Below are 25,879 nucleotides of genomic sequence, written 5' to 3'. Positions count from 1 at the left end.
AAAACGATCAATAGGAGCGCTTCATGGCGACACCACATATTAATGCCGAAAAAGGCGATTTCGCCGATACCGTACTGATGCCCGGCGACCCGCTGCGCGCCAAGTACATCGCCGACACTTACCTGGAAAACGTGCGTCAGGTCAACGATGTACGCAGCATGTTCGGCTACACCGGCACTTATAAAGGTCGCGAAATTTCGGTAATGGGCCACGGCATGGGCATACCGTCAGTGTCTATTTATGCCAAAGAGCTGATTACCGATTTTGGCGTGAAATCGATTATTCGCGTCGGCTCCTGCGGTGCGGTGCGCGACGATGTCAACGTCCGCGATGTCGTGATCGGCATGGGTGCATGCACCGATTCCAAAGTGAACCGCATGCGCTTTAACGACCATGACTTCTCTGCCATTGCAGACTTTGACCTCACCAGCCATGCCGTCGCTGCCGCCAAGGCACAGAATGTACCGGTAAAAGTCGGCAACATCTTCTCAGCGGATCTGTTCTACAACCCGCAGACCGACATGGCCGAACTGCTCAAGCGCTATGGCATCGTGGGCGTGGAAATGGAAGCCGCTGGCCTTTACGGCGTGGCCGCCGAGTTTGGTGCGCGCGCACTGACCATCTGCACCGTGTCTGACCATATTCTGAAAGGCGACTCGCTCTCCAGCGCCGACCGCCAGACCACCTTCAACGATATGATGGTGATCGCACTGGACACCGTACTTCGTGACGACGCTGCCAAGGCCTGAACGCCATTAACGCAGAGCCAAGAAAGAGGATATAACGCCATGACGCAAGCGAATCAGGCATTGGTGGACACGCTATTAACGACCCTGGGCAATGCCTATGCGCCCTACTCCAACCACCCGGTGGCAGCAGTAATGGAATGCCCGGATGGCCAGCAGTTTGCTGGCTGCAACGTGGAAGTGGCGCACTACAAAGGGCTCTGCGCGGAAGCCTCGGCGATTTCTGCGATGATTACCGCTGGGCAACGCACGCTGGCCAAGGTTTACGTGATGGGTCCTGGCGAGCACCTGTGCACCCCCTGTGGCGACTGCCGCCAACGCATCCGTGAATTCGCCACACCAGATACGCAGATCATGGTACTTTCCCATCAAGGCGAGGTGCTAAAAACCTACTCCATGGAAGCGTTACTGCCCGACGCCTTCGGCCCGGAGCAATTACCGCCGCGCCAAGCGTAAACCTTGGTTAACCTTAGCCACTCAACATTGCTTTTCAACGTGCAGCATCGCACTCTGCATGCCCTGCGTTGATGAGGGTGCCAGCTTTCGGGCTGGCACCCTCATCAATATGCTGGGAGGATAAATCAAAGGGCTCCTTGGCAAACACAGCCGCCAGGGGGCATAGGCTCACCAGGGTGGTGGGATGCAATGGTCTTGGAGTGATGCTATGTCTGATTGGACATCTGGTTATGTGGCGGATATCAACTACACCTACGGTTACTATGCCGAACTGAACCCGCTAAGAATTGATCTTGCCTTTATCAATGCGGGTATTCGGCCGCCTGATGTCGTGAATGCCTGCGAACTGGGCTTTGGCCAAGGCATGAGCACCAATCTGCATGCAGCCACCTCTCGGGTTAACTGGTACGGCACGGACTTCAACCCCAATCAGGCAGCGTTCGCTCAGGAGACGGCCAGTGTCAGCCAGTCAGGCGCGCAGCTTTATGATGACGCCTTTGATGAGTTCTGCCAACGCGATGACCTGCCAGATTTCGATTTTATCGGGCTGCATGGCATCTGGAGCTGGATTTCGGACGAAAACCGGGCGGTGGTCGTCGATTTTGTGCGCCGCAAGCTCAAGGTCGGCGGTGTACTGTTTATCAGTTACAACACCCAGCCCGGCTGGGCCGCCATGGTGCCCATGCGTGACCTGCTGGTAGAGCACTCAGAGACCATGAGCGCCCCAGGTGCGGGCACGCTTACCCGGGTTGATGAAGCCATGACATTTGCCGAAAAGCTGATTGAGGTGAATCCGCGTTTCTGTCAGGCCAACCCGCAGATCAAAGGGCGCATCGAAAAGATGCGTAAAGACAACAAGAACTATCTGGCCCACGAGTATTTTAACCGTGACTGGGAGCCCATGGGCTTCTCGAAAATGGCCAGCTGGCTGGCGCCAGCCAAGATGGAGTGGGCAACGTCTGCCCGCTATGCTGACACCATCGACACCATTCAGCTATCTCAGGACCAGCGTGCTCTGCTGGATTCGATCAGCGACCCCATGTTCCGCCAGACCGTGCGGGATTTCTGCGAAAACCGCCAGTTCCGCACCGACTACTGGATCAAGGGCAGCCGCCAGCTAAGCGAGCTTGAAAAACACGAAGCGCTGGATAAGCTGCGTGTCATTATGGTGATTCCGCGTGACAGTGTAGAACTCAAGATTGCTGGCCAGATGGGGAATTTCGACCTTCCCGAAGCCATCTATCAGCCTATTCTTGATATTCTGGCTGACCATCGCCCGATAACGTTGGGCACTCTTCGCCAGCAACTGGAAGGCAAAAACATAAACCCGGCATCACTGGCCAGTGCTGTCACTATTCTGGCGGCTAAAAATGTCATCATGCCTGTTCAACAGGATGCTGATATTGATGAGGCCCAACCAGCTAGCACACGCCTTAACCATTTCTTGTTGAAAAAATCACGCAGCACCAATGAAATCAACTTTCTGGCTAGCCCTGTCACAGGTGGTGGCGTTAACGTATCGTTGTTCCATCAACTGTTTCTGCTTTCGATACTTGATGGCGGCGATACGCCTGAAGAAATGGCCAATGCTGCCTGGCGTGTGTTGGCAGCTCAGAATAAATGTCTGATCAAAGACGGTAAGTCACTTACTGGCGAAAAAGATAATGTTGCTGAACTAACAAGACAAGCCACCCAGTTCTGCGAGCAGCAGCTTCCGATTTACCAGACCCTGAAGCTGATTCCCGCGTAATATCGGGCATTCACACCAATGCCTGTATGCCAAATGGCATACAGGCAGGCTTTTATTTCCGACTAGTAACCACCAACACCGCGCGGCGCGTAGCCCAGGTTGTTTTCCACTTTTGAAACGCCTGGCGTATTCTCAGCCGCCACTTCAATGGCGTTACGTTGAGCACTGGAATCCACCAACCCCCATAGCTCGGCCACACCGTTACTGACCGTCACACTGATCGCCGCGACTCGCACGCCGGTATTATCTTCAATTTCCTTGATAATCGCTTCACGAATGGCGCGGTCATCAATCGGCGCTGTTTCCGTTGCGCCCTCTGCCGTCGCCAAGCCTTGCAGCAAGTTCGCGCGGCTAACAATACCCACCAGCTTGCCGCCGTTCACCACGGGTACGCGCTTGATGCGATGCTTTTCCAGCAGACGAGCGATCTTGTGTAGCGGCATGGATTCTTCGATGGTCATTGGGTTTGCGGTCATGACCTCACGGGCTTTTCGTCCATGGGTTTTAACGTAATCGCTGGGGTCTTTGTGGCCCGCGAAGAGAGACAACCACCACGACGATTTTTTCCCCTCCTCGTTTTTTATCCTCTGCATTAAGTCACCTTCGGAGACAATGCCAAGCACTCTTTGCTCTTCATCCACCACAGGCACCGCACTGATATGGTGCTCCAGAAGCAGTTTGGCGATGGTGTTGACGTCGTCCTCGGGTCCAACACTAATGACATCCGTCGTCATGATATCGGCAGCTTGCATAGACAGTCCTCGATTGGTGCAATAAAAACCCGTTAGCCGTTACGCCACGTGCGTTAACATAATGTTAGATTAGTCGGCTTAACACTGTCTTACCACGTTTGCCGATCAAATCACTTGGGATATTGATCTGGCTCAATCTTGGTGGGTAAATGGATGTGATTGCAGACAGATAAACATTGCGAACGATTGACACCACTGCCGAGGAATCTGGGATTGATGATCCAGCCATACATGAATAAACAAATCTTTCGCACAAAAAAAGCCCTTCGTTTTAACACGACGGGCTTTTATCATCAGTGACAAATTAAATGCTTAAGAGCAGCCGAAACCTCGCGGCGCGTAACCCAGATTGTTTTTCACACGTACCACGCCGGGGGTATTTTCAGCGGCCACCTGAATGGCAATTCTCTGGTCACTGGAATCAACCAGGCCCCATAACTCAGCCACCCCGTTATTGACAACAACGCTGATATTCACGGCTCTAACCCCAGTGCTATCGGATATCTCCTTGAGAATCGCATCACGAATAAGGCGATCATCTGAGAGAGCTTCCTGGGACACTGACTTCATGGCCGCCAGCCCCTGCAACAAATTTGTACGGGTGACAACTCCCACCAGTCTGTCATCTTTGACCACTGGAACAATCTTGATACGGCGCTTTTCCAATACTCGCGCAATTTTGTGCAGCGGCGTGCTTCCTTTAATGGTTTTAGGATTAGCGGTCATGATCTCATGCGCTTTGCGACCGTGGGTTTTGACATAATCGCCCGGATCCTGAAAACCTGAAAAATACGACAGCCAACGCGGAGGCTCTTCACCACTCTTGCTGATTCGACGCATCAGGTCGCCTTCCGAGACAATACCCAACACCTTATTATTCTCATCAACAACCGGAACAGCACTGATGTGATTATCCAGCAGGAGCTGAACGATCGTGTTAACGTCTTCGTCAGGTCCAACGCTGATCACATCTTTGGACATAATATCAACAGCTTGCATAGTCATCCCTTTGTTTGTTATTTAATCCGGCATCAGACTCAATATATTATCTAAATATTAGCTTAGTCCGCTAAGCCTGACCACTAGTCAAGCGAGCTGCATTAGCAAAATACTGTTTACTACCCAACAAACTTATCTGACTTGCCATCCGCTATGAGGCAGGCGACCATTATTGACTATTTGCCCGATTGCCCTGGAGCCTGGGAATGTCGACTGCCCGTTTTTCCCCTTTTGAGTTGTTGCTGCTCCATAGCCGCAACCAGGTGGATACGGCCATTTTGCTGCTGCTGGCCTGGCTATTGGTGCAGCGCCAGCCAATCAGTGAAGGCCAGCGGCGTCGCCGTCTGGCACAGGTAAGCGCGCATTTTCAACACGGCCATGAGCTTGGTCCTGTTATGCAGATTGCCCAACAACAGGATCTTGAGGCTATTCAGCTGGCGGCTGAAATTGTCCATAAGGAATGCTCGCCCGCTCGTCGCCTGAACATAATTCAACACGCGATTGTCCTTGCTGGCGACAACGGTAAGCTATGCCATGCCAATCACTATATTCTGCGTTTTCTGGCCGATCTGTTGGGCATCTCACCAGATGCACTGGCAACCCTATTTCTGGAGCTGACAGGTTTAAAGCTGGAAGCACCAGCGGACTTAAGCACCCAGGCATATTGGCTCCAGCACGATCCACACTATGAAGAACGCAAGCGCCAGGAGCAGGCAGACGCTGATAAAGCACGTGCGCAGGCGGAAGCAGAAGCTCAACAGCAGCAACACAAAAAACGTGAAGAGAAGCAGCGCAGGCGCCAGGAGCAGGAAGACCGAAAAGCCAAGGCTCGCGCGCAGCGAGAAAAGGCCCAGCAGGAAAAAAACCGGCAGGAAAAAGCCAACGCAGGATGGACAAATCGCCAGTATGAAGATGCTCAGCGAGACCACCAGCGGCGTCAACAACAAGAAAGTCAGCAACACCAGCAACGATCGACTGACCGATCAGCGCGAGCTTTGGCAGTGCTCGGGCTTAGTCTAGGGGCCAGCCGCCAGGATATACGACGCGCCTACCGCAAAATGGCTCAGCTGCATCATCCAGACCGCTTCTTTTCAAAAAGTGACCACCAGGTGGCGTTAGCGTCAGCACGCTTTCAGCGCATTAAAAGTGCTTATGATTACCTGATGCAGCGAGACTGAATCGCCATACTTGACGTACTGCACGGCCTGGCAGCAACATAAGTTACCGCAAGCAAATCGATTAAGACGGATATTGTTCCTTTCATGCGTGATCTTTACCAACGCCTTGATCTACCACCCGACGCTTCCCATCAGGCGATCGCCGCCGCGATTGAAAAATGTCAGCACAACGCACTGAAGCAGGATGCCTCAGCCGTCCTCGGCATCCTTGAGCACCGCCTTGCCTATGATGAACTTCACGCCACGCTCAATGATATTGGTCGTTTGCGCTCGCGCCTTGGGTTAAGCCACGGTGCTCACTGGCAAGGCAGCGTTGCGAATGATTTTTCGCTGCCACCCGACCAGACGGTTTCCCGTCACGATGACCTCGTTGAGCGAGTCAGCCACGCCGCCACCTTCTACAACCGCTGGCGACGCTGGCGCAGTGTGTGGCTATTGATCGCCACCCTCATAACCGGGGCTGCTGTAGGTCTCATTGCTGGGCTCACCTGGGGTATGGGTTGGTGAGCGTCCTGAGGCATTGAGTGAAGGGCTGCTCGACTCTTTCTGTGAACTTCCTCCAGAATGGCCTTCCATACTGATGCTCATACGTGGAACACCCAGATGGATAGCCTGCTCTTCCATGCGCTGCTTAAGCAGTAAGTTAAAGGCCCGTGACACATCCCACTGCATTTCAGGCGCGGTTTTAAAACGCATGCGCAAAATAGGGCAACCTTCCTCAAAGGAGTGAACCCCCTGCATTTCCAGCGGTGACCAGATGTAATGGCGCATCATCGGGTCCTGACGTAACGCGAGCGCCGTTTCATGCATGAGGTCAATGGCATCATCGATTTTCATATCGTAGGGGATGCGTATCTTCATCAGCGCAATGCCGAACTGTCGAGACATGTTATGAATCGAACTAATCCGGCTAAAGGTGATGATATGAACAACGCCATCCAGATCGCGCAGGCGCACAGTCCGCAAGGTCAGCCCTTCGACAGTCCCCATATGCCCATTGATCTGAACGAAGTCATCGACCGCTAATGAATCTTCAATCACGATAAAAATACCGGTGATCAAATCCTGCACCAGGGTTTGTGCGCCAAAACCAATCGCCAGACCAATGACACCAGCACCCGCCAGCAGCGGGGTAACGTTAACCCCCAGATTGGCAAGACCGGCAATCCCGGCAATAATCAAAATCGTGACCAGAACCACATTGCGAATCATTGGGGTAATGGTTTGGGCACGTGCCTGATTAACGCGACGCCCCCGCGACCCCGCTGAGCTGATCAAGGCGCGCTGAATCGCCGTATCCGCAAAAATCCATACCAGCCAGGCAAGCAGCACGGTCGCCCCAAGGCTTATCAGCGCCTCACCGATACCCGCACTCGCCAACCCTTGCTGACCTACCCCGAAAAGAGAACTGCCCCACACCTGCATGAAAAGTTCAGCAAAGATCACCCAGGAGACAATGTGCCCGAGAACAAACCCGAAGCGCTCCAAGCGCTTACGGTACTGGCTGGTGCGTCGCCGATGACGGTGTTGCCCCAACCGTTCAGCATGGCGCCTTAATAGCCCGGTAACCACCAGCGTTAGCACCAGCAGGCTGGCGGACACAATTGACCTTGCCAATGCTGTTTTGACATCACCGACGGAAATAAAGATCGCCAGCAGGGAGCCAAACACCAATAACTGGGCAGGAATATGCCAGAGCCCACCCAGCGCACGACTGATTTCTACTGCGGTACTGGCATCACGGCGTAAATGATAGGGTCGATTGCGGATCAGATGGCGCACGGGCCGCTTAAATTTGAAGACAAACCGTGCGGCCAGCAGTGCTGCCAGAATATTGGCAAAAATAGAGATCAGGCTCGATAGCTCTTCGCCCAACATTGTGGCTAAACGATTCGAATTAACCGCGTCCCCCAGCGCTATCAGAGCACCGATCAAAAACAGCCCGCGCAGCGCACGTTGCTGCAATAGGCGCACTGCCGTAAAGCGGTGCCCACGGCTGAAAAAAGCAATGACCGTTTCAAACACCACGGATAACGCGCGCCCACACAAACACACATAGGCCAGCACCAGCGCCGCGGTTCGCCCGGCATTTTCCGGCAGCAGCTGCCCCAACCCCAGCACTACCGCAAAGGAAAGCATCCAAGGCAGCATACGGCGTAGAAAATGCACGCACATTAACCAACCTTTAGGGTCGCGCGGCAAATCGTGAGGCCACTTTTTACGCGTGGCGATCAGGCGCCCGACGGCAATCATCACGATCAGCAGGATCGCCCAGACAGCCGCTAACAACAGGCCATCAGCCGCTTTTTTGGCGAGCTCACCGCCGCTGGCACTGTTTCCCAGCTGTTTAAGATCTTCAAGCCCTTCGGTGAGATGCTGAGCCCATTTTTCCTGGGGCGAGCCACCCACCTGTGCCTGCTCACCAATATCAGTCAGCGTTTCCGCCAACGCCCCCAATAGCCCCTGGCGGTTAATCACCTCTTCCTGCGTGGCAGCGTTGGCCGTTTGCAATTCCTTTAGCGATGTCAGCAGTTGTTGTCGCTGCTCATCATTTTCCAGTAGCGTGACCACATCATCCAGAGAACGCTGAAACTCTTCGCGGCTGACCTCTTCTTGCTGGGTATCACCACCACCCAGCCCTGGAATCGAAAGCATCTGGGCCTGCAATGTCGACATCATCAGACCGATCACAACAACGCCGATCATGACAGCCAGCTGGGCCATTATTCTGTGCAGTCGCACGCATTTCTCCTAACGGGTAGAAACTTAGACGAAGACAACCGGAAGCATTCCGCGCTCCATCAAGGTGTATGATAGGCTGAAGCAACCGTTTGTTCAGCTCACAGGACGAAGTGATGACATTAAAGGCACCACCGATAGGCGCTAATGACGAAAACCAGACACGCCGTGTTGGTGTTGAAGTTGAGTTTGCTGGCTTACCGCCACGCGATACTGCCAAACTTGTGTGTGAGCTTTTCGGTGGCACTATACAGGTTGATAGCCCACATCGCCTGCGCGTGTGCGAGACGCGCTGGGGAGCGTTCGGTATTGAGCTTGATACTCAGTATGCGCACCCTGACGAGCGTATCATTCACGACAGTGAACTACTTGATACTGAATGGGCACGCCAACAACATCAGTTCAGGGTTGAATTTCACCAGAAAACCCGCGAGCTGATCGGCGATATGGTGACCGGGCTCGTGCCAACGGAAATCGTCTGCCCCCCCATCCCCTGGGATGAGCTGGAAGAACTTGACCGGCTGTTTGATGGGCTTCGCGAGCACGGCGCCAAAGGCACCGAAGCCAGCCTGCTCTACGGGTTTGGTTTGCACCTCAACCCAGAGGTGGCACACAAAGATGCTACGTACCTGCTCTCCATCCTGCGCGCTTACCTGTTACTCGCGGCCTGGTTACGTGAAGACATCAAGATCGACATTACCCGGGAAGTTTTGCCGCATGCCAACCCCTTCCCCAAAGAGTATGCGCTGAAAATACTGGATATGAGCTATGAGCCCGATCTTGACACCTTGATCGATGATTATCTTTATTATAATCCAACGCGCAACCGTGAGCTGGACATGCTGCCTCTGTTTGCCCATTTACGCCCCGAGCACACCAACAAGCTGTTGCACAGCAAACTGACCAAGGCGCGCCCGACCTTCCATTACCGGCTACCCAATGCTCAGCTCTCCGAGCCAGGCTGGGGGTCGGTCAATGAATGGAATCGCTGGGTGGAGGTCGAAGCGCTGGCCGCTGACCATCAGGCACTGGAGAAACGTTGTCTGGCTTACATTGCCGACCATCAGCGCCCTTTCTACCGTCGCTGGGCAGATAAACTGCAACACTGGTGGCAGAAACGCCGCCAAGGCTAAGCATCGCTATCACACCGACGTTTTATCATTTTTGCACCATTGACAGGATATTTTGTTAAATGCCGCGCCCCTTGATAGGTATTACCACTTCTGACCATAAAAGTCGGCTTGCCTGGTGCTTCGACTGGTTTGCCGTATGGCGACATGGCGGTCGCCCGGTAAGGCTGTCGCCAACCCGCCCCCAACCGACCAATCTGGATGGGCTGATTATCGGTGGCGGCGATGATATTCAGGCACATCTTTACGATGCCGAAGTACAGTTCGATGTGCGAGTGGATCCGGAACGCGACGAACTGGAACTGGCATTACTGGAGCGCTTTATTCCGCGTGGCACCCCGGTACTGGGTATCTGTCGTGGCGCGCAGTTGATCAATGTTCATCTGGGCGGCACGCTGGACCCGGACATTCATACCACTCATGAAGGCCTCAAACGTCGGCGCACCGTTTTACCCCGCAAAACCGTGGATATCGTCGGCGATAGCCAATTGCATCGGTTACTGGGCGTCACCTGGTGTCGCGTTAACAGCTTGCATCATCAGGCTGTCAACGACGCTGGCAGAGGGATTGAAATTGTTGCCCGCGACCGCGACGGCCTGGTGCAAGGTATCGAATCGCGTGAGCATGACTTTCTGATCGGCGTTCAGTGGCATCCGGAGTGGCTGATTTTCAACCGCCCCCAACAGCGCCTGATTCTGGCGCTGATCGAGGCGGCCAGACGCCAGCCATCGCAGACGTGATTGCCGACGGATTATTTTAACACGGCCAATGCCGCCTCATAGTCTGGCTCATCCTTGAGTTCGGCCACCAGCTCGCTATGCAACACTTTATCGTCAGCATCCAGCACGACCACCGCACGGGCACACAGCCCTTCCATCGCATTACCATGGAAGGCAACGCCCCAGGCTTCTAAAAATTCTGGATGGCGGAAGGTAGAAAGCGTATTGACGTTGTCCAGGCCTTCAGCACCACAGAAACGCTTGGCCGCAAACGGCAAATCTGCCGACACCACCAATACCACGGTGTCGGGCAGAGAGGAGGCTAGTTCATTGAAACGTCGTGTTGACATGGCGCAGGTCGGCGTATCGACACTGGGGATGATGTTAAGTACCTTACGTTTTCCAGCAAAATCCTTAAGCGTTACATCTTTAAGGTCGACATTGGTCAAGGTTAGCGAGGGAGCCGTCTGGCCTTTGCTCGGCACATTGCCCTTAACGTCCATTGGCTCACCGCCGCGAGTGATCTGTGGCATGCTTAACTCCTTTGTTGGTTAAAACCTGTTGGCTTAAACCTGTTGGTTTAGACTTGTTGGCTTAGGCTCGGCTCAGACCTCTGCCTGAGCCGTTAAAAAACACGTATCTCTTGTGGAATCATACCAAGGAACCTTCATGCCCTCACAGGCTCCTGTCAAACTTGTGATTGTCAAAACCGGTGATGCCTTTCCGGATGTCGTGGAAGCTCACGGTGATTTCGAGCAGTTCTTTCAACGCCAGATCATGACGGCTTTGCCACCAGGTGTGGTGCTTGACATCATTAATGCACACCACGAACCCACTCTGCCCGAACCAGCCACCCTAGCTGGCATTATGATTACCGGTTCACACAGTATGGTGAGCGATGCTGAGCCCTGGAGTGAGCGGTTAAAGCCCTGGCTACAGCAAGCGTTCAAGGCCAGGGTTCCCATGCTTGGCGTGTGCTATGGCCATCAACTGATGGCCTCTGCCTTTGGCGGCCTAAGCGGTTATCACCCAGCGGGACGCGAATCCGGCACCTTCCGTGTTGAGCTGACATCTGAAGGCCAGGAGGACGCCTTGTTCGGGCAACTCCCCAAGGCCTTTGATGCCCACCTCACCCACGCACAATCCGTGCTTGAGAAACCCGACGGTGCATCCGTATTAGCGGTCAATGCACATGATCCCCATCAGGCGTTGCGCTATGGCTCGCGTCAATGGAGCGTACAGTTCCATCCCGAGTTTACTCCACCGGTCATGCGTGCTTATCTGGATCATCAGGTAGAGGCGCTAAGTACGCAAGGGCAGAATGTCGAGGCGCTGCGTCAGGCCATAAGAGAAACACCCGAAGCAACACAGCTGTTAACGCGTTTTTTAGCATTTCTTGCATAACCGCCGATGCTGCCAGGCGCGCCATGCCTGGCGCAAACAAAAACGCCCCCGCACTTAACAGTGCGGGGGCGTTTGGCCTAAACGAAGCGGTTATCAGGCCGTTTCGCGACGGTTTACCGGTGCGTTGCCGTCCTGACGACGACGCGGCGCACGTTCTGGTGCGCTGTCTTCGCTGATTTCCAGCGGGCGACCGGCGACACGAGCACGAGCCATCTTGGCTAGGATGGTGCCCGGGAGGCCACTTGGCAGCTCAACCACAGAGAAGGCATTGCGAATATCGATACGGCCGATACGCGCCCCTTCGATGCCGCCTTCATTGGCCAGCGCACCGACCAGCTGACCCGGCTTGACGCCATCTTTATGGCCAACCGATACACGATAACGCGTCATGCCTTCTGACGGGGTGCGCTCGCGACGTGGGCCACCACGGCTGTCGCTGCTGCCACTGGTACGTTCACGCGGAGCACGCTCTTTGCGCGGCGCCTGTAAACGACCAATCGGTGCTTCATCCGCACGCGCCATGGCAGAAAAGGCACAAGCCAACTCAATCGGGTCGTAACCTTCTTCAACCAGACGCTCAACCAGGGCACGCTGCTCTTCAGCGCCTTTGGTCAGCGCAGCAATGACGCGCTGATGGAAGGCTTCGTCGCGATGAGCGCGGATAGCAGCTTCATCCGGCAATGGCATCTCGGACATTTTCTGACCGGTAGCCTGTTCAACCCAGCCAATCTTGCGGGCTTCACGGAAACCAGCGAAGGTAATCGCAATACCACTGCGTCCAGCACGGCCGGTACGCCCGATGCGGTGCGTGTAGGCTTCGGAATCCTGCGGCAGATCATAATTGATGATGTGGGTGATACGCGGCACATCCAGGCCACGCGCGGCCACATCAGTCGCAATCAGGACATCGATCTTGCTGCGTTTGAGGCGCGTAATAGTGCGCTCACGCAGGCTTTGATCGAGATCGCCCGACAAGCCAGCGGCATTGACACCACGCGCCGTCAGCTGCTCAACGAGCGTCGTACAGGCGGCACGGGTACGCACGAAGACGATCGCCGCGTCTACCGGTTCAACTTCAAGAATACGTGCCAACGCTTCCAGCTTGGCACCACCGTCAACACGCACAACGCGCTGCTCGATGTTCTCACCGGTTGTGGTACGCGATTCAATCGACACCTTGACCGGGTCAACCAGATAACGGTTAACAATGCGTTCGATTTCTGTCGGCAGCGTTGCCGAGAAGAAAACACGTTGGGCATCTTTCGGGGTGTCCGCAACCACGCGCTTAACGTCGTCAATAAAGCCCATACGCAGCATTTCATCAGCTTCGTCCAGCACCAGTGCCGACAAGCCGTTAAGCTTGAGACTGCCACGGTCGAGGTGATCAATGATACGGCCCGGCGTGCCCACAACAACATGTGCGCCACGCTTTAGCGCCTGCATTTGTTCGCGGTATTCCATGCCACCACACAGAATAGCCACTTCCAGGCCTTTCAGATTCTGGCCATAGCTTGAGAAGGACGCAGCAACCTGCTGTGCCAGCTCACGGGTTGGCGCCATCACCAGCACCTGTGGTTCGCGACGCGTCAGATCCAGACGTGATAGCAGCGGCAACGCAAACGCGGCCGTTTTACCAGTACCCGTCTGGGCTTGACCCAGCATATCGCGGCCTTCAAGCAGCGCAGGAATCGTTTGCACCTGAATCGGTGACGGCGTTTCATAACCGAGAGTTTCAACAGCAGACAGAACGGCAGGCAACAGGGCCAGATCGCCAAAAACTGGCGAGGCGACAGAAGTCGTGGTCATTAATCACACCTTGGTAGGCCGATATAAACGGCAAAAAAACATCAATAGCGTCTCTGACTCGGTGACGAGCAAAACTCGAATCATGCCGCCTGTCTGCTTCGTGGCAGAAGGCGTTATAGGGAGTCGGAGACGCCGGTCGCACCTAGCATTGACAGTCAAAACCAGCTTGGCAGGCTGACTGCTGTGGCGACCTTCTGCGCCAACTATGTGAAACAGACGTTGAGTCTGTTCAGTGGCGCGCCATCTTCACACATCAATGAGCGCTCTCAAGGAGGCTCTGCGCTAGCCTGAATAACATGATTCAGGCATTCGTCATGATGGAGGGGTCAACACATGCGAGGAAGACATATACTATCATCGGACTGACCGTTTGGCCAGCCCTATTCATTTACCTACTTATTCATTTACCTACTTATCAGCTGGACTGCCAGACGCCCTTCCCGGCCAGCCGATCCCGGTCATGGGGGCGGTCAAGATTCAGCAAAGGGCCCGCCGGAACGATACGCGTCGGATTGATCATCTCGTGGCTGTAATAATAGTGGCGTTTAATGTGGTCCATGTTGACCGTTTCAGCCACTCCCGGCCACTGATAGATTTCGCGCAGATAATTAGCAAGATTGGGGTAATCTTCAATCCGCTTGTAATTACATTTGAAATGGCCGTAATAGACCGCATCAAAACGCACCAGTGTGGTAAACAGACGTATATCGGCTTCTGTCAACCATTCGCCCGCCAGGTAACGCTGCTGGCTTAAGCGTTGCTCCATTCGCTCCAGAGACTCGAAAAGCGCTGCCACATGCTTTTCATAGACCGCCTGGTCGGTGGCAAAACCGGTTTTATAGACACCATTATTGATATGCTCATAAACATCGGCATTAACCGTATCAATGTCTTTCTGCAGTTCCGCCGGGTATAAATCCAGACGGTTACCGGTAATCGCATCAAACCCACGATTCAATATGCGTAACAGGTCAGCCGATTCGTTACTGACAATCACACGGCGTTCTTTATCCCACAGAACCGGCACGGTAACGCGACCTGTGTAGTGAGGATCCGTCAGCGTATAAAGCTCACGATGGAACTGAGCATTATTGATAGGATCGCCACTTGAGCCTTCGCTTTGCTCATAGGTCCATCCCTGGTCCAGCATCAAGGGGCTGACGTTGGAAACCCCAATCACATCGTCAAGACCTTTAAGGGAACGCATGATAAGCACGCGATGCGCCCAAGGGCAGGCAAGTGAAACGTATAGATGATAGCGGCCACTCTCTGCCGGATGGCTGGTAACCCCGTCAGGCGCGTGATCGCCTACCCAGTCTCGCAATTGGGCGGACTCACGAACAAACTCACCACCATTTTTGTCGGTATCGTACCACTGATCCTGCCAGTTACCGTTGACCAAAAGTCCCATAAAAAATGCCTCCTTAATATTCAGGTAGCGCGGAGAATACTCTTTCAAAGATACAATGAAAGTTGTCAGCCTCAGCGCTGCATGACCGGCAGCATATCAATGATAACTTATACAACAAGCGTATCTTTTACGTTGAAGCATTCGATTGCATCGAATTATCGGGCACGCATTCAGCGACCGCCTGCTTGAGCGCTCTTGCCATGGCATGGGCAGCAGGTCCCGCCCGATCACGATCACGAAATATCATCTGGATAGGGACTTCACGTATCGCGCCAGCATTGAGCGGGAGTGGCTTGAGGCGTTTGGCCGCCAGGTCATCGGCAATTCGCGCTTCCGGCAACCAGGCAAACCCTAATCCTCGCTTCACCATGTCCAAGGAAGTATTCAAGTGCCCGACGGTCCAGCGCTGCTCCGCTTTCAACCAGCCGGCATTGGCAGACTGCCTCAGGGCGCTATCCCGAACCACCAGCTGGCGGTATTGCGCCAGATCACGAAGATCCAGTGTTCGCCCGAGCTGGTGCAGCGCATGGTCTGGGTGCGCGACCGCGATAAAACGCGCGCTCAGCAATGGTTCGCCCAGAAACCCTTGTGCTTCCAACCCCGAAATCACCAGATCGGCACGGGCGTCATAAAGCATTTCGATACCACCGTTAAGCACGCTTTCATGTAGCTGCACACGGACCTGTGGATACTCAGCAGAGAATTGCTCCAGCGCTCGTGCTTGCGCCGCTTCAGGGAAGGTTTGGTCAATGGCAATAACAACTTCAGCTTCAAGCCCGGTGGCAAGGCTGGCGGCAACATCTTCCAGAGATGCCGCACTTTCGATTAACTGGCGTGCCCGACGCAGCAGCAATTCACCGGCTTCCGTCAGGCGTACCTGCCGCCCGACAGGCTCAAGCACCTGTACACCCAACTGTTCTTCCAGTTTGTGAACGGCATGATTAAGCGTTGACGGACTTTTATGGATGGCTTCCGCCGCACGGGCAAATCCCCCGTGGTCGACAACAGCCGCCAGCATCTGCCATTGGGCAAGCGTGACTCGTGACATTTCGAATTCCTCGACGCGTTACCGCATAACTTTGCGCTTAATTTTCGAAAACTCGCACTCAAAAAACTTGCACTAGAATGCCATTAAATCCATCCAATTGCTGATTTGACACGTCGAATCCAACAAAAGATCAGTATTATCATGCAACAACATTACCATCGCGCGCGAAGACAACGCCGTGGATGACAGTGATTGACTGGCAGTTAACTGACGCTTGCCCACCTTCGCCCAATTAACATTCCTTTAAGTTATTGTTGTGATTTTTCATCCACCTACCTGTTAAAGTGTGGTGACTATACTGAGTAGCGTAAACGACGCGGTTCAGGGCGTTAACATCCGTCCAGTGGCTTTTCAGCCCTGGCGAAGCTTATTTTTGTGTATATTTATACAGTCTATCCACTCAGCCTTTCATGGGGTAGAGTTATCCATCGATTACTATTTTTAATGTTACTTTTTACTGAATTCGGTGGTTAATTGACCCATGCTGCGAATACTTCATTCGCTGCCTCGCACCCATAAGTTATTGTTATTACCAGTGGCCACTATGGTCACGGTGCTGGGCACACAAAAGTTACTGACGCTTTATCAGGATTACCAGACACCGCACTCTCCTTCCGAGAGTGTCTATTTTCCCCTCTCTGAAAATACGCCTTCCCGCCTTCCTTCGCTGTATGAAGAAAGAGCACCTGTCGCAAACGCTATTGACAAAGCCTCACGGGCCATCAGCCTTACACGTCATACGCAATCCTCAAATGATTCGTCATCGATAGAAATGCTCGACCTTGGCGTTATTAATCTTGATGTTATCAATAGTGCTGACGCGACGGCTGATGACAAGGCAACCCAAACGGTTGCGACAAATGCCAGTGAAACGAATGACCCTGCGACAGACAGCGTTGCAACAAGCAACCTCACGTCTGAATCACTGGCAAAGTCTGAATCGCAGACAGCGCCAGAAGAGTCTCAGCGTAACATCGAACCGGTTCTGAACGACGCCGCATTGCATATCGCGATCGTCGTCGGCACGATCGGTCAGGGCATGCTGGATTCCGTTAATGACCCTTCCGAGCATTTAGCAAATCTGGCTGCAGACAATGACGACGAGATCACCTCAGAAGATCTAGTGGCAGATGCTACCTCCTACGAGGATTACGATATTGAGCTGATGGACACTGGTTCCTACCTCGATTTCGAATTGGCCGTTGAGAAACCTTACGTTCCTGAATGGCAGACGTATGTTATCAACCCCGGTGAAGTCTTTACGGTTGTCGCCCAGGAAAAATTAAGCATGGGCTATAGCGAAGTGCTTGCACTTCTTGATGACCTGCCTGACAAACGCATTGTCGAACAATGGAGAGCCGGTCAGTCTTTTGAATACAAGCTGGACGAACAGGGCCAGCTACTGACTCTCAAGATGATGCAGAACCGGCGTGACGGCATCCTAGTTGAACGCGGTGAAGAGCACCTCGACGTTACCGTCATCGAACGCCAGGGAGAACCGGTTCAGCGTCTTTATGCCGGTACGCTAAGCGGTAGTTTTGCCCGTTCTGCACAGTCAACGGGGCTTGGCAGCAACCTTGTCACGGAAGTCACCCAACTGCTTGAAAAGAAATACGACTTCCGCAACGACAGTCGCCGGGGCGATAGCTTTCAGGTACTGGTTGAATCCGACATGATTGACGGCTATGCCTTTGATTCCCGCGTGCTCGCCATCCGTTACGAAGGCGAGCGCATGGATCTCACTCTGGTTCGCAATCAATCCGACGACAAATTCTACACAGCCGCTGGTGGCAGCTTAGACCCGTCTTTTTCGCGATATCCCTTTGAAGGTAGCTATCGCCTGAGCTCGCATTTCAACCCGCGCCGCAGACACCCTGTCACCGGGCGGGTTTCACCACATAACGGCACTGACTTTGCCATGCCGATCGGCTCTTCCATTGTCGCACCCGCAAGCGGCCGCGTTGAACGCGTGGATTATCACAGTGCCGCTGGGCGTTATATTGTCATCACCCACGACAACGGTTATCGCACACGTTATCTGCACCTGTCTCGCGCACTTGTGAATACTGGAGACAATGTGGAAATGGGCGACCAGATTGCTTTGTCAGGCAATACCGGACGGAGTACCGGGCCGCATTTGCATTATGAAGTCCATGTTAATAACGCGCCGGTCAACGCCATGAAGGTGGATCTGCCCGAAAACACCAGCCTGGACGGCAATGCGCTAGTTGCCTTCCAGCGTCAGGCGGCTCCTGTACTTGCCGCACTGGATAGCGGTGAAACGGGCAACATCAGCGTTGCATCTTATTCGTCGTCAGAAGATGATGAGGAAGACGAATAAGCGACTTCAAGGTCGTTAATTGCAAAGTTGTTATTAATTACGTTGCCGTTAATTAATATCGCTGCATAAAAAAACGCCATCAGCAGGTTATCTGCTGATGGCGTTTTTTCTGTTGATAGTGTTTTTGTAGGCTCAGGATTCTACTCGGTCCAGCGCGCGCAATACGCCTTGGTCTCGTTGATAAATATCTTCCCTGAATGTTACCTGCCCTTGTACATCCGGCCATGCGGTCAGGTAATGCAGTGCGACAGGAATACGCTGTGGCAGGTTAATCTGGATATCGCTGCGCGATGAGCGCTTAAGCGCCGGGAACTGGTATTTGCTGCCCGTGTCATCCAGCAGCATCGACGCCAGCTCTTCGACACCTTCCACCCTGACACAACCTGAACTGAGCGCACGCTGATCGCGGCCAAACAGCCCTCTCGATGGTGTGTCATGAAGGTAAATCATTTCGCTGTTGGGAAAGCGGATCACGACACTCCCAAGCGGGTTCGAACTACCGGCTGCCTGACGAATCATGATGTTGCCCGGCGAGTTCCAATTAATGGACGATGCTGACAGCCGCTTGCCTTCAAAATCAACCACATGCATATTGCGACGTGCCAGATAGCCGGGGTCGCGGCGCAGGCGCGGTAAAACATCTTCCCGCATTATTGTCGGCGGTAATGTCCACGACGGATTGACGGTCAGATGCGTCACCTGTGAATGGATCACTGGCGTTTCGCGCTTGGCTGAACCCACCACTACCCGCGAGCGCCACTCCTCCCCCGAGGGGCGAACATACACCATGGAGTAGCCAGCGAGATCCACCCACAACCTTGGTTCCTGCTCAAATACCGGCTGTATCCAGCGTGCTCGCTCAAGATTAATGCGTAGCTGATCGATGCGCGTAGAAACGGAGGCATTAAGCGCCTGACGGGTGTTATTACCCACAATGCCATCGTCCTCAAGCAGATGACGACGCTGAAACCGTTTGACGGCCATGTCCAGCTCGCTATCAAAGACATCCAGAGACGACCCTTTTTCAAGGCCGAGTTCGGGGTATGCCTCTGCTTGCCCAGGAAGCAATCCGGGCTCCCCCCAATATGTCAGCCGTTGACGCAGAGCCATCACATCATCGTGCTGATCGCCCAGACGCAGCGATGCGTCACGCAAGGGAAATAGCGCCACGCTACCCTGCTGCTCCATGGCACGGTAGTCCGCAAGTGCCTGGCGCAACTGCTGGTAATGCGCTTGAGCAGGACGAGCCAGGTCAAACGCTGCGGCCACATCGTCCTCCATCAGCCTCGCCGCAATCTCTGCAAGCGGTAACGGTTGGCTTTCAGGGCCATCCCAGCGGGGGTTCAACGCACGCGGGTCAAGTTTGCCATTCTGCAGGTGAGTCAGTGCTGTTAGAAGCTGCTGGGTGGCATCAAGGTCAAACGCCGCCTTGCCAGCGCGATCTGTGGAACGGCTTGCCCGGTACTCTTCCATCAGGCTGCCCACGGCATAGTCCGACGGCGTCAAACCATCGGCTGAGAGTTGCTCCAACGCGTCGACCAAGGCATTCACACGACGTTCGCTGTGCCATAAAAACGCCAAATTGACCTGATCATAAAATGCGTTGAGCAGACTACTTTCATCTCGGCGCTGCAAAGCTTCATGAATCGCCGGGTCACCCACGGCTTCCGGCGTCGTTTCAACCGTTTCAACCGTTTCAACCGCTGCGGACTCCAGCAATAACGCATCGGCAAAAGCTATTTCCATGCTCTCATCGTCAGCAATAGCGAAAAGCGGTGCTCCTAACGCTAGCGTCAGACATACGCTGAGCGGCCACTGCCGTCCGACTATTGCCAAACGTCGTATTGATCTTGTCTCGTTCATCGCCCCTCCTTGCGTTATTATCCCAGATGATCTGTTTTGGCCTTTTCTTTCGCTTAAGCAAGTTGGGCTTGCTGGAGTTATCAATCTGAACCTATCCGCACAGGACCTTAAAATAATGCTTCCACCCAAGATAGCAACTTTGCTAATAAGCTTACCTCTTACTTTCTTGACGATACCAGTTTATGCGGCGAACTTCTTTGCCGATAGCGGCGCCACTCCACCTCCAGGCACATCGCTACTACATCACCAGCTTAAACAGCTGGCACCCCAGGCTACACCTGACGCATTGCGCATGGCCGCTCAGGCACTCAGCTGTGCCGACCCCGACGCAGAACGCCTGGCAGTCATTGACTATTCACTACCGTCCTCGCAGCCTCGGATGTGGGTATTTGATCTCCAACAGCATGAATTACTGTTCGAAGAACTGGTGTCCCACGGCCAAGGGTCCGGTGACGCACTTGCCGAGGTTTTTTCCAACACGCCTGACAGTCATCAAACCAGCCTTGGCCTGTTTCGCACCATGAACAGTTATTATGGCAGTAATGGTTACTCTCTGCGCCTGGAAGGGCTGGAACCTGAGGTTAATGATCTTGCTTATGAACGCGCCATTGTCATTCACGGTGCCGACTATGTCAGTGAAGACTTTATTACCCAGACCGGCCGGTTAGGCAGAAGCCACGGCTGCCCTGCCGTGCGAACCGCCGTAACCTATCCATTGATCAACAGCATCAAGGAAGAACAGTACGTGTTTGCCTACTCGCCGGACCCTGAATTTCTGGCGCAATCCACCTACCTGAACTGCAACCGCGATACTCAGGTGGCACGTCGGTGAACTCAAAACCCGCGCAGTAGAAAGCCGCTCATTGAGCGGCTTTTTTGTGGCTAAGCACTTGTGACTGAGCACTTGTGGCTAAGGCACTTATGACTGAGAGTTTGTAAATTGAGTACTTGTAATTAAGTGCGTTAAAACGTTTCCCAATCTTCCTCTTCCTGGTGGCTGCGGCGGCCACGGGGTGTTGAGCCTGCGACTTGCTGCTGGCGCTGCGGGGAGTGCCCAGCCGGAAGCGCTGCCGGTGTACTGCTTAAGCCTGCAGGCATATCACCCAACACAAAGGCGTCCAGCAGGCGCGATAAGTGCTCGGCACCTTCACGCAGTTTTTGTGCAGCCATTGAGCTTTCCTGCACCATCGAGGCATTCTGCTGCGTCATTGAGTCCATTTCTGCCACCGCCGTATTGATCTCACCAACGCCGGCATTCTGCTCTCTCGCACCCGCGCTGATTTCCGCAATCACATCGGTCACACGCGTCACACTCTGCATAATATCCTGCATGGTGGCGCCGGCGTCACGAACCAGCCCGCTGCCTTCCTGTGTGTGCTTCATCGAGCTATCAATCAGGGTACGGATTTCGCTTGATGCATCACTGGAACGACTGGCCAGCTTTCTGACTTCTTCGGCCACCACGGCAAAACCACGGCCATGCTCGCCCGCTCGCGCCGCCTCAACAGAGGCATTAAGTGCCAGAATATTGGTCTGAAAGGCGATGGAATCGATCATGCTGATGATTTCACCAATCTGCGTCGCCGATTCGTTGATCGCTCCCATGGTGCTTTCGACGCGCTGCATGGCATTACCCCCCTGCCGCGCAACTTCCAATGCGCTCTGCGACAGCTGTGAAGCCTGCTCAGCGGCCTGTGTCGTATGCTGGACAGTGGATGTTATCTCTTCCATGGAAGATGACGTTTGCTGAAGATTGGCGGCCGACTGCTCCGTACGGGTGGCAAGTTCATTGGTGCCGCTGTCAATCTCCTGCGCCGCATTCAATACCGTACGCGAGGTCGAATGCACATCTTTAAGGGTCGTTTGCATGCGCTCAACAAACGCATTGAACTGGCGGGCAAGATTACCGACTTCATCATAGGTTTCCACGGCAAGCCGTTTTGTCAGATCCGCCTCGCCGGTGGCCACATCATACATGGCTGACGCCGCACGACGCACCGGACGTAAGGCGCGGTGCACCAGATAAGCGGAAACAAAACCGACAGCAATCAATATCAGCAGCGTCACGCCAATTTTAACGAATAGGTCATGTTTAAATTCCTGCCATGCCAACGCTTCCACCTCGGCAAGACCAGCGTCAATATCGCTAAGATAGATGCCCGTACCGATCATCCAGTCCCACTCGGGAATGGCAACCGCCATGGAATGTTTGGCCTCGGTTTCGCCGGTGGCAGGGTTAATCCACTGGTAGTCATAAAACTGCTCATTACCGCTACGCGCCCGTTCAATCAGGTCATCCACAAAGGCATTGCCTTCACTATCCTTCATACCTGACATGCTGGTACCGATGCGGCCGGGTGCCGCTGCCAGAGCAATGGCGGTACCATCAAACTCAAAAGCGAAGACATAGTTTTCGTCGCCAAAACGGAAGTTCTGAAGGATATCCTGCGCGCGTTGTTTCGCTTCCTGTTCGGTCAGACGCGTATTTCCCACCAATGGCAGGACGGCATTACGCGCCGACTCAATCAGGTAACGCACAGTTTGCTCGCGTTCTTCCACCAGTAGTTTGCGCTGATCGTCCAGCGTTTCCTGAATGCGCGCAGCAGAATTGCGGGTTTCCAGCACTGACAGCACACAGGCCAGTACCAGCATGGGAACCAGCACAAGAAAGACAATTTTGGTCTGCAAGCTGAACGCAAACCGTGAGCCATGTTTAACAGACATTGTAATTATACTACCCCTTGAGAACTGCCGTGATGCAGCGTGTTACCTTGGTGGTGTGCGCTGCTTGTCGTTAGCGATTTGTCAGGCATTTTTTGTGGCGATGCGAATCAAGCAGGCCATACTTTATGAACAAATGTTTCAAAAAACAATCACTCAGCCTCACATTCAGCCAAGCACGCCTAACGGGCAGTTAGTGGAGCACAGGGGTGGTCCAACCTCACGCAGCGGAATCAGAGAGGGGTTATCAGCGAAGAGGGGTTATCAGCGAGAGGTGTTGGCGTTATTTATCGAAACAGGCCGCAAGACGGCGCTGAGCCTCTTCAGCCCCCATTTCACGCAATCTGGCGATATTCCTGTCCGGAATCCGGCTTGTATCACCGTAATGCTCAATCGCCTGGCTCAGGCTTTCTTCACGCAGCAGATGCACCATGGGATAAGGGGAGCGGTTGGTGTAATTTGCTGCATCGTCCGGCTCTGCATCGGCAAAGCAGTAGTCCGGGTGAAACGTGGCGAGCTGATAGACACCTTCGTAACCCTGGTCAATCAACAACCTGTCCGCTATCTCGACGAAATCCAGATAGTGCTCAAAATCCCTGAACAAGGTTGGGAAGACCAACAGTGTAGTTTCTGTGCTGGCGTGCTCATCCAGCCAGGCCACTTCCATCATCAGCGCTTCCAGCGCCATGGCCATTTTTTTCACCCGCGACACACTCACTCTGACGCTATCACGGTTGACTTCACGCTGAGCAAACGGGCAGATGTTTTCGGCAACAATGACATCGCTGACCCAATGGCGTGTCTGCCGGATGACGTCTTCATCGCTAACTTGCATAACAACCTCAGAATATAAATGCACCCGCATCGTCACCGCTGGCGCTGTAAGCGTATCTCGCGCATCATACTGTTTTATTTATTCAATAGGCAGCCTTGCTTGAGATGTCGTCTAACCTGATTCCAGTTCCACCCCGCCCTTTTCAGGGTTTTTTTGGCGTTTTCCGCTACAGCCGCAGAGCACTTGCCCTGGTATGGCAAACCTCGCCTCAAATGATGATAGGTCTCGCCCTATGCACGCTGGTAGCCGGTGTGCTGCCTGCCGTTGCCACCTGGGTAGGGCAGTTGATCGTGGATGGGGTGGTCGCCGCCATGGAGTCCTACCAGGCGGGTGGCTCTCTTGCCGAGGTGTTGACGCCCGTGCTCTGGCTGGTGGCGCTGGAAGGCGCGATTATTGCTTTGATCACTCTGGCGCAGCGTGGGCTAAGCGCTCAACAGTCTCTGCTGCGGGCAATGCTGGGCCAGAAAGTCAATGTCATGATTCTCGATAAAGCGGGCACCCTGTCGCTTAGTCAGTTCGAAGACTCTGAACTTTACGACAAACTCACCCGCGCCCGCCGAGAAGCCTCTACTCGCCCGCTGGGGCTGGTGAATAAAACCTTCAGTCTGCTGCAGAATGCCATTTCGCTGGCAAGCTTCGGGGTATTGCTGGTGCAGTTCTCTCCCTGGGCATTGCTGATATTGATTGCCGGGGCCTTACCGGTATTTCTCTCGGAAGCAAAATTTTCCGGCGATGCCTTCCGGCTTTTCCGCTGGCGTTCGCCCCAGTCGCGTATGCAGATGTATCTGGAAACCGTTCTGGCGCGCGAAGACAGTATCAAGGAAGTCAAACTGTTTGGTCTGGAATCCCTTTTTCTACAGCGCTATCGCGACATTTTCACCCGGCTGTTCAAAGAAGAGCGCCTGTTAACCTTACGCCGTGAAATCTGGGGCTTTGCGCTTGGTTTGATTGGCACACTGACTTTTTATTTTGCCTATGGCTGGGTGGTGCTTGAAACGGTGATAGGGGCTTTAACCCTGGGCCAGATGACCATGTACCTGATGGTCTTCAAACAAGGCCAAAGCGCCCTCTCCGCCTGCCTGACATCAATCAGCGGCATGTACGAAGATAACCTCTACCTGTCGAACCTGTATGAGTACCTTGAACAACCGACCGAGCAGGAAAACGGCCAGGTCACCGAAGGCGTTACCCCCGGTGACGGACTGCGCTTCGAGCAGGTCAGCTTTGCTTATCCTGGTGGCAGCAAGGTGCTTCACGATATTTCTCTGCATATAAAACCGGGGGAAAGCCTGGCGTTGGTGGGCGAAAATGGCTCAGGCAAAACAACGCTCATTAAACTCCTGACGCGTCTTTACCACCCGACCCAGGGCCGGGTATTGCTGGATGGTAGCGACTTACGCGAATGGGAAACGACTGCGCTGCGTCGGCGCATTGGCGTGATTTTTCAGGACTTTGTACGCTATCAGCTGCAGGTAGGAGAAAACCTGGGTGTCGGCGATACGCTGGCCTTCAATGACGAACAGCGCTGGACACGCGCCGCTCATCATGGGCTAGCGGATGACTTTATCAATCAAATGCCAGATGGTTATCATACTCAACTGGGCCGCTGGTTCAAAAATGGTCAGGAGCTGTCGGGCGGCCAGTGGCAGAAAATCGCGCTTTCGCGCGCCTACATGCGTGAAAATGCCGATATTCTGGTGCTTGATGAACCCACTGCTGCCATGGATGCGGCCGCAGAAGCGGAAGTCTTTGCGCGCTTTCGGGAACACAGCCGCGATAAAATGACGATTCTGATTTCTCACCGTTTCTCTACCGTGAGAAGTGCCGAACAGATTATCGTCATTGATCAAGGACGCATTATCGAACGCGGCACACATCACGCCCTCCTGGCCAGTAATGGTCGCTATGCCTCTTTGTTTCGATTGCAGGCGAAAGGCTATGAGTAACGGCATATATTAAACGGCTGTCCAGTTGTGCTAAA

21 protein-coding genes are annotated in these 25,879 nt (G+C 53.9%); 11 read left to right on the top strand and 10 right to left on the bottom strand.

Annotated features, from left to right (window positions below):
• Positions 1 to 23: 23 nt before the first annotated feature.
• The 3 genes from deoD to ACU6TU_RS04665 all read left to right on the top strand — a co-directional run bounded on the left by deoD (position 24) and on the right by ACU6TU_RS04665 (position 2,952).
• Positions 24 to 749: a purine-nucleoside phosphorylase gene (deoD, locus tag ACU6TU_RS04675; protein WP_447143414.1), complete on the top strand. Its 726-nt coding sequence runs from the start codon at positions 24 to 26 to the stop codon at positions 747 to 749.
• A gap of 39 nt (positions 750 to 788) precedes the next feature.
• A complete protein-coding gene (gene cdd, locus ACU6TU_RS04670) occupies positions 789 to 1,202 on the top strand; it encodes a cytidine deaminase (RefSeq protein ID WP_447143413.1) in 414 nt (137 codons plus the stop codon).
• Positions 1,203 to 1,410: 208 nt separating this feature from the next.
• Complete coding sequence (locus ACU6TU_RS04665) at positions 1,411 to 2,952, top strand: class I SAM-dependent methyltransferase (RefSeq protein WP_447143412.1); 1,542 nt, start codon at positions 1,411 to 1,413, stop codon at positions 2,950 to 2,952.
• A 62-nt stretch (positions 2,953 to 3,014) separates the two neighbouring features.
• Here the strand turns inward: ACU6TU_RS04665 and ACU6TU_RS04660 are convergent, their stop codons facing one another.
• Together ACU6TU_RS04660 and ACU6TU_RS04655 are read right to left on the bottom strand one after the other, a co-directional pair.
• Positions 3,015 to 3,704 (bottom strand): CBS domain-containing protein, encoded by a 690-nt coding sequence (locus ACU6TU_RS04660; protein ID WP_447143411.1) that lies wholly within the window; start codon positions 3,702 to 3,704, stop codon positions 3,015 to 3,017.
• Positions 3,705 to 4,016: 312 nt separating this feature from the next.
• Positions 4,017 to 4,703, bottom strand: coding sequence for a CBS domain-containing protein (locus tag ACU6TU_RS04655; RefSeq protein ID WP_447143410.1), 687 nt, complete (start codon positions 4,701 to 4,703; stop codon positions 4,017 to 4,019).
• Positions 4,704 to 4,909: 206 nt separating this feature from the next.
• Between ACU6TU_RS04655 and ACU6TU_RS04650 the strand changes: the two genes are divergently transcribed.
• Both ACU6TU_RS04650 and ACU6TU_RS04645 read left to right on the top strand, forming a co-directional pair.
• The gene (locus ACU6TU_RS04650; RefSeq protein ID WP_447143409.1) at positions 4,910 to 5,881 is read left to right on the top strand and encodes a J domain-containing protein; all 972 of its coding nucleotides are present in this window, start codon (positions 4,910 to 4,912) and stop codon (positions 5,879 to 5,881) included.
• An 84-nt stretch (positions 5,882 to 5,965) separates the two neighbouring features.
• Positions 5,966 to 6,388 (top strand): hypothetical protein, encoded by a 423-nt coding sequence (locus tag ACU6TU_RS04645; protein WP_447143408.1) that lies wholly within the window; start codon positions 5,966 to 5,968, stop codon positions 6,386 to 6,388.
• On the opposite strand, the gene ACU6TU_RS04640 is transcribed toward ACU6TU_RS04645, so the two are convergent.
• Complete coding sequence (locus ACU6TU_RS04640; RefSeq protein ID WP_447144182.1) at positions 6,314 to 8,587, bottom strand: mechanosensitive ion channel domain-containing protein; 2,274 nt, start codon at positions 8,585 to 8,587, stop codon at positions 6,314 to 6,316. The genes ACU6TU_RS04645 and ACU6TU_RS04640 overlap by 75 nt on opposite strands.
• A gap of 149 nt (positions 8,588 to 8,736) precedes the next feature.
• On the opposite strand from ACU6TU_RS04640, the gene ACU6TU_RS04635 reads away from it, so the two are divergent.
• Entirely contained in the window at positions 8,737 to 9,753 is a 1,017-nt protein-coding gene (locus tag ACU6TU_RS04635) for an amidoligase family protein (protein WP_447143407.1), read from the top strand.
• A 59-nt stretch (positions 9,754 to 9,812) separates the two neighbouring features.
• Positions 9,813 to 10,490 carry a gamma-glutamyl-gamma-aminobutyrate hydrolase family protein gene (locus ACU6TU_RS04630; protein WP_447143406.1) on the top strand — a complete coding sequence of 226 codons (678 nt, stop codon included), beginning with the start codon at positions 9,813 to 9,815 and terminating at the stop codon, positions 10,488 to 10,490.
• Positions 10,491 to 10,501: 11 nt separating this feature from the next.
• Here the strand turns inward: ACU6TU_RS04630 and tpx are convergent, their stop codons facing one another.
• Entirely contained in the window at positions 10,502 to 11,002 is a 501-nt protein-coding gene (tpx, locus tag ACU6TU_RS04625; protein WP_447143405.1) for a thiol peroxidase, read from the bottom strand.
• A 136-nt stretch (positions 11,003 to 11,138) separates the two neighbouring features.
• Between tpx and ACU6TU_RS04620 the strand changes: the two genes are divergently transcribed.
• Positions 11,139 to 11,873 (top strand): glutamine amidotransferase, encoded by a 735-nt coding sequence (locus tag ACU6TU_RS04620; protein ID WP_447143404.1) that lies wholly within the window; start codon positions 11,139 to 11,141, stop codon positions 11,871 to 11,873.
• Positions 11,874 to 11,966: 93 nt separating this feature from the next.
• Here ACU6TU_RS04620 and ACU6TU_RS04615 read toward each other — a convergent pair whose 3' ends face one another.
• The 3 genes from ACU6TU_RS04615 to ACU6TU_RS04605 all read right to left on the bottom strand — a co-directional run bounded on the left by ACU6TU_RS04615 (position 11,967) and on the right by ACU6TU_RS04605 (position 16,138).
• Positions 11,967 to 13,679, bottom strand: a complete 1,713-nt coding sequence (locus ACU6TU_RS04615; protein WP_447143403.1) for a DEAD/DEAH box helicase — start codon at positions 13,677 to 13,679, stop codon at positions 11,967 to 11,969.
• A 415-nt stretch (positions 13,680 to 14,094) separates the two neighbouring features.
• On the bottom strand, positions 14,095 to 15,090 hold the full coding sequence (locus tag ACU6TU_RS04610) for a glutathione S-transferase family protein (RefSeq protein ID WP_447143402.1): 996 nt from the start codon (positions 15,088 to 15,090) through the stop codon (positions 14,095 to 14,097).
• A 127-nt stretch (positions 15,091 to 15,217) separates the two neighbouring features.
• The gene (locus tag ACU6TU_RS04605; RefSeq protein ID WP_447143401.1) at positions 15,218 to 16,138 is read right to left on the bottom strand and encodes a LysR family transcriptional regulator; all 921 of its coding nucleotides are present in this window, start codon (positions 16,136 to 16,138) and stop codon (positions 15,218 to 15,220) included.
• A gap of 481 nt (positions 16,139 to 16,619) precedes the next feature.
• Between ACU6TU_RS04605 and ACU6TU_RS04600 the strand changes: the two genes are divergently transcribed.
• Positions 16,620 to 18,479: a peptidoglycan DD-metalloendopeptidase family protein gene (locus tag ACU6TU_RS04600; protein WP_447143400.1), complete on the top strand. Its 1,860-nt coding sequence runs from the start codon at positions 16,620 to 16,622 to the stop codon at positions 18,477 to 18,479.
• A gap of 132 nt (positions 18,480 to 18,611) precedes the next feature.
• Here the strand turns inward: ACU6TU_RS04600 and ACU6TU_RS04595 are convergent, their stop codons facing one another.
• On the bottom strand, positions 18,612 to 20,342 hold the full coding sequence (locus ACU6TU_RS04595) for a L,D-transpeptidase family protein (protein WP_447143399.1): 1,731 nt from the start codon (positions 20,340 to 20,342) through the stop codon (positions 18,612 to 18,614).
• A gap of 115 nt (positions 20,343 to 20,457) precedes the next feature.
• Here ACU6TU_RS04595 and ACU6TU_RS04590 point away from each other — a divergent pair, with 115 nt between their 5' ends.
• On the top strand, positions 20,458 to 21,174 hold the full coding sequence (locus tag ACU6TU_RS04590; RefSeq protein ID WP_447143398.1) for a murein L,D-transpeptidase catalytic domain family protein: 717 nt from the start codon (positions 20,458 to 20,460) through the stop codon (positions 21,172 to 21,174).
• Positions 21,175 to 21,305: 131 nt separating this feature from the next.
• On the opposite strand, the gene ACU6TU_RS04585 is transcribed toward ACU6TU_RS04590, so the two are convergent.
• Positions 21,306 to 23,066: a methyl-accepting chemotaxis protein gene (locus ACU6TU_RS04585; protein WP_447143397.1), complete on the bottom strand. Its 1,761-nt coding sequence runs from the start codon at positions 23,064 to 23,066 to the stop codon at positions 21,306 to 21,308.
• Between the two features lie 280 nt (positions 23,067 to 23,346).
• The gene (locus ACU6TU_RS04580; protein ID WP_447143396.1) at positions 23,347 to 23,898 is read right to left on the bottom strand and encodes a DUF1415 domain-containing protein; all 552 of its coding nucleotides are present in this window, start codon (positions 23,896 to 23,898) and stop codon (positions 23,347 to 23,349) included.
• Positions 23,899 to 24,002: 104 nt separating this feature from the next.
• Here ACU6TU_RS04580 and ACU6TU_RS04575 point away from each other — a divergent pair, with 104 nt between their 5' ends.
• Positions 24,003 to 25,844: an ABC transporter ATP-binding protein gene (locus ACU6TU_RS04575; protein WP_447143395.1), complete on the top strand. Its 1,842-nt coding sequence runs from the start codon at positions 24,003 to 24,005 to the stop codon at positions 25,842 to 25,844.
• Positions 25,845 to 25,879: the final 35 nt, after the last annotated feature.

The sequence above is a fragment of the Halomonas sp. LS-001 genome (assembly GCF_052983955.1).
The sequence above is the reverse complement of the archived record's forward strand: the minus strand, read 5'-3'. Positions and strand labels throughout refer to the sequence as shown.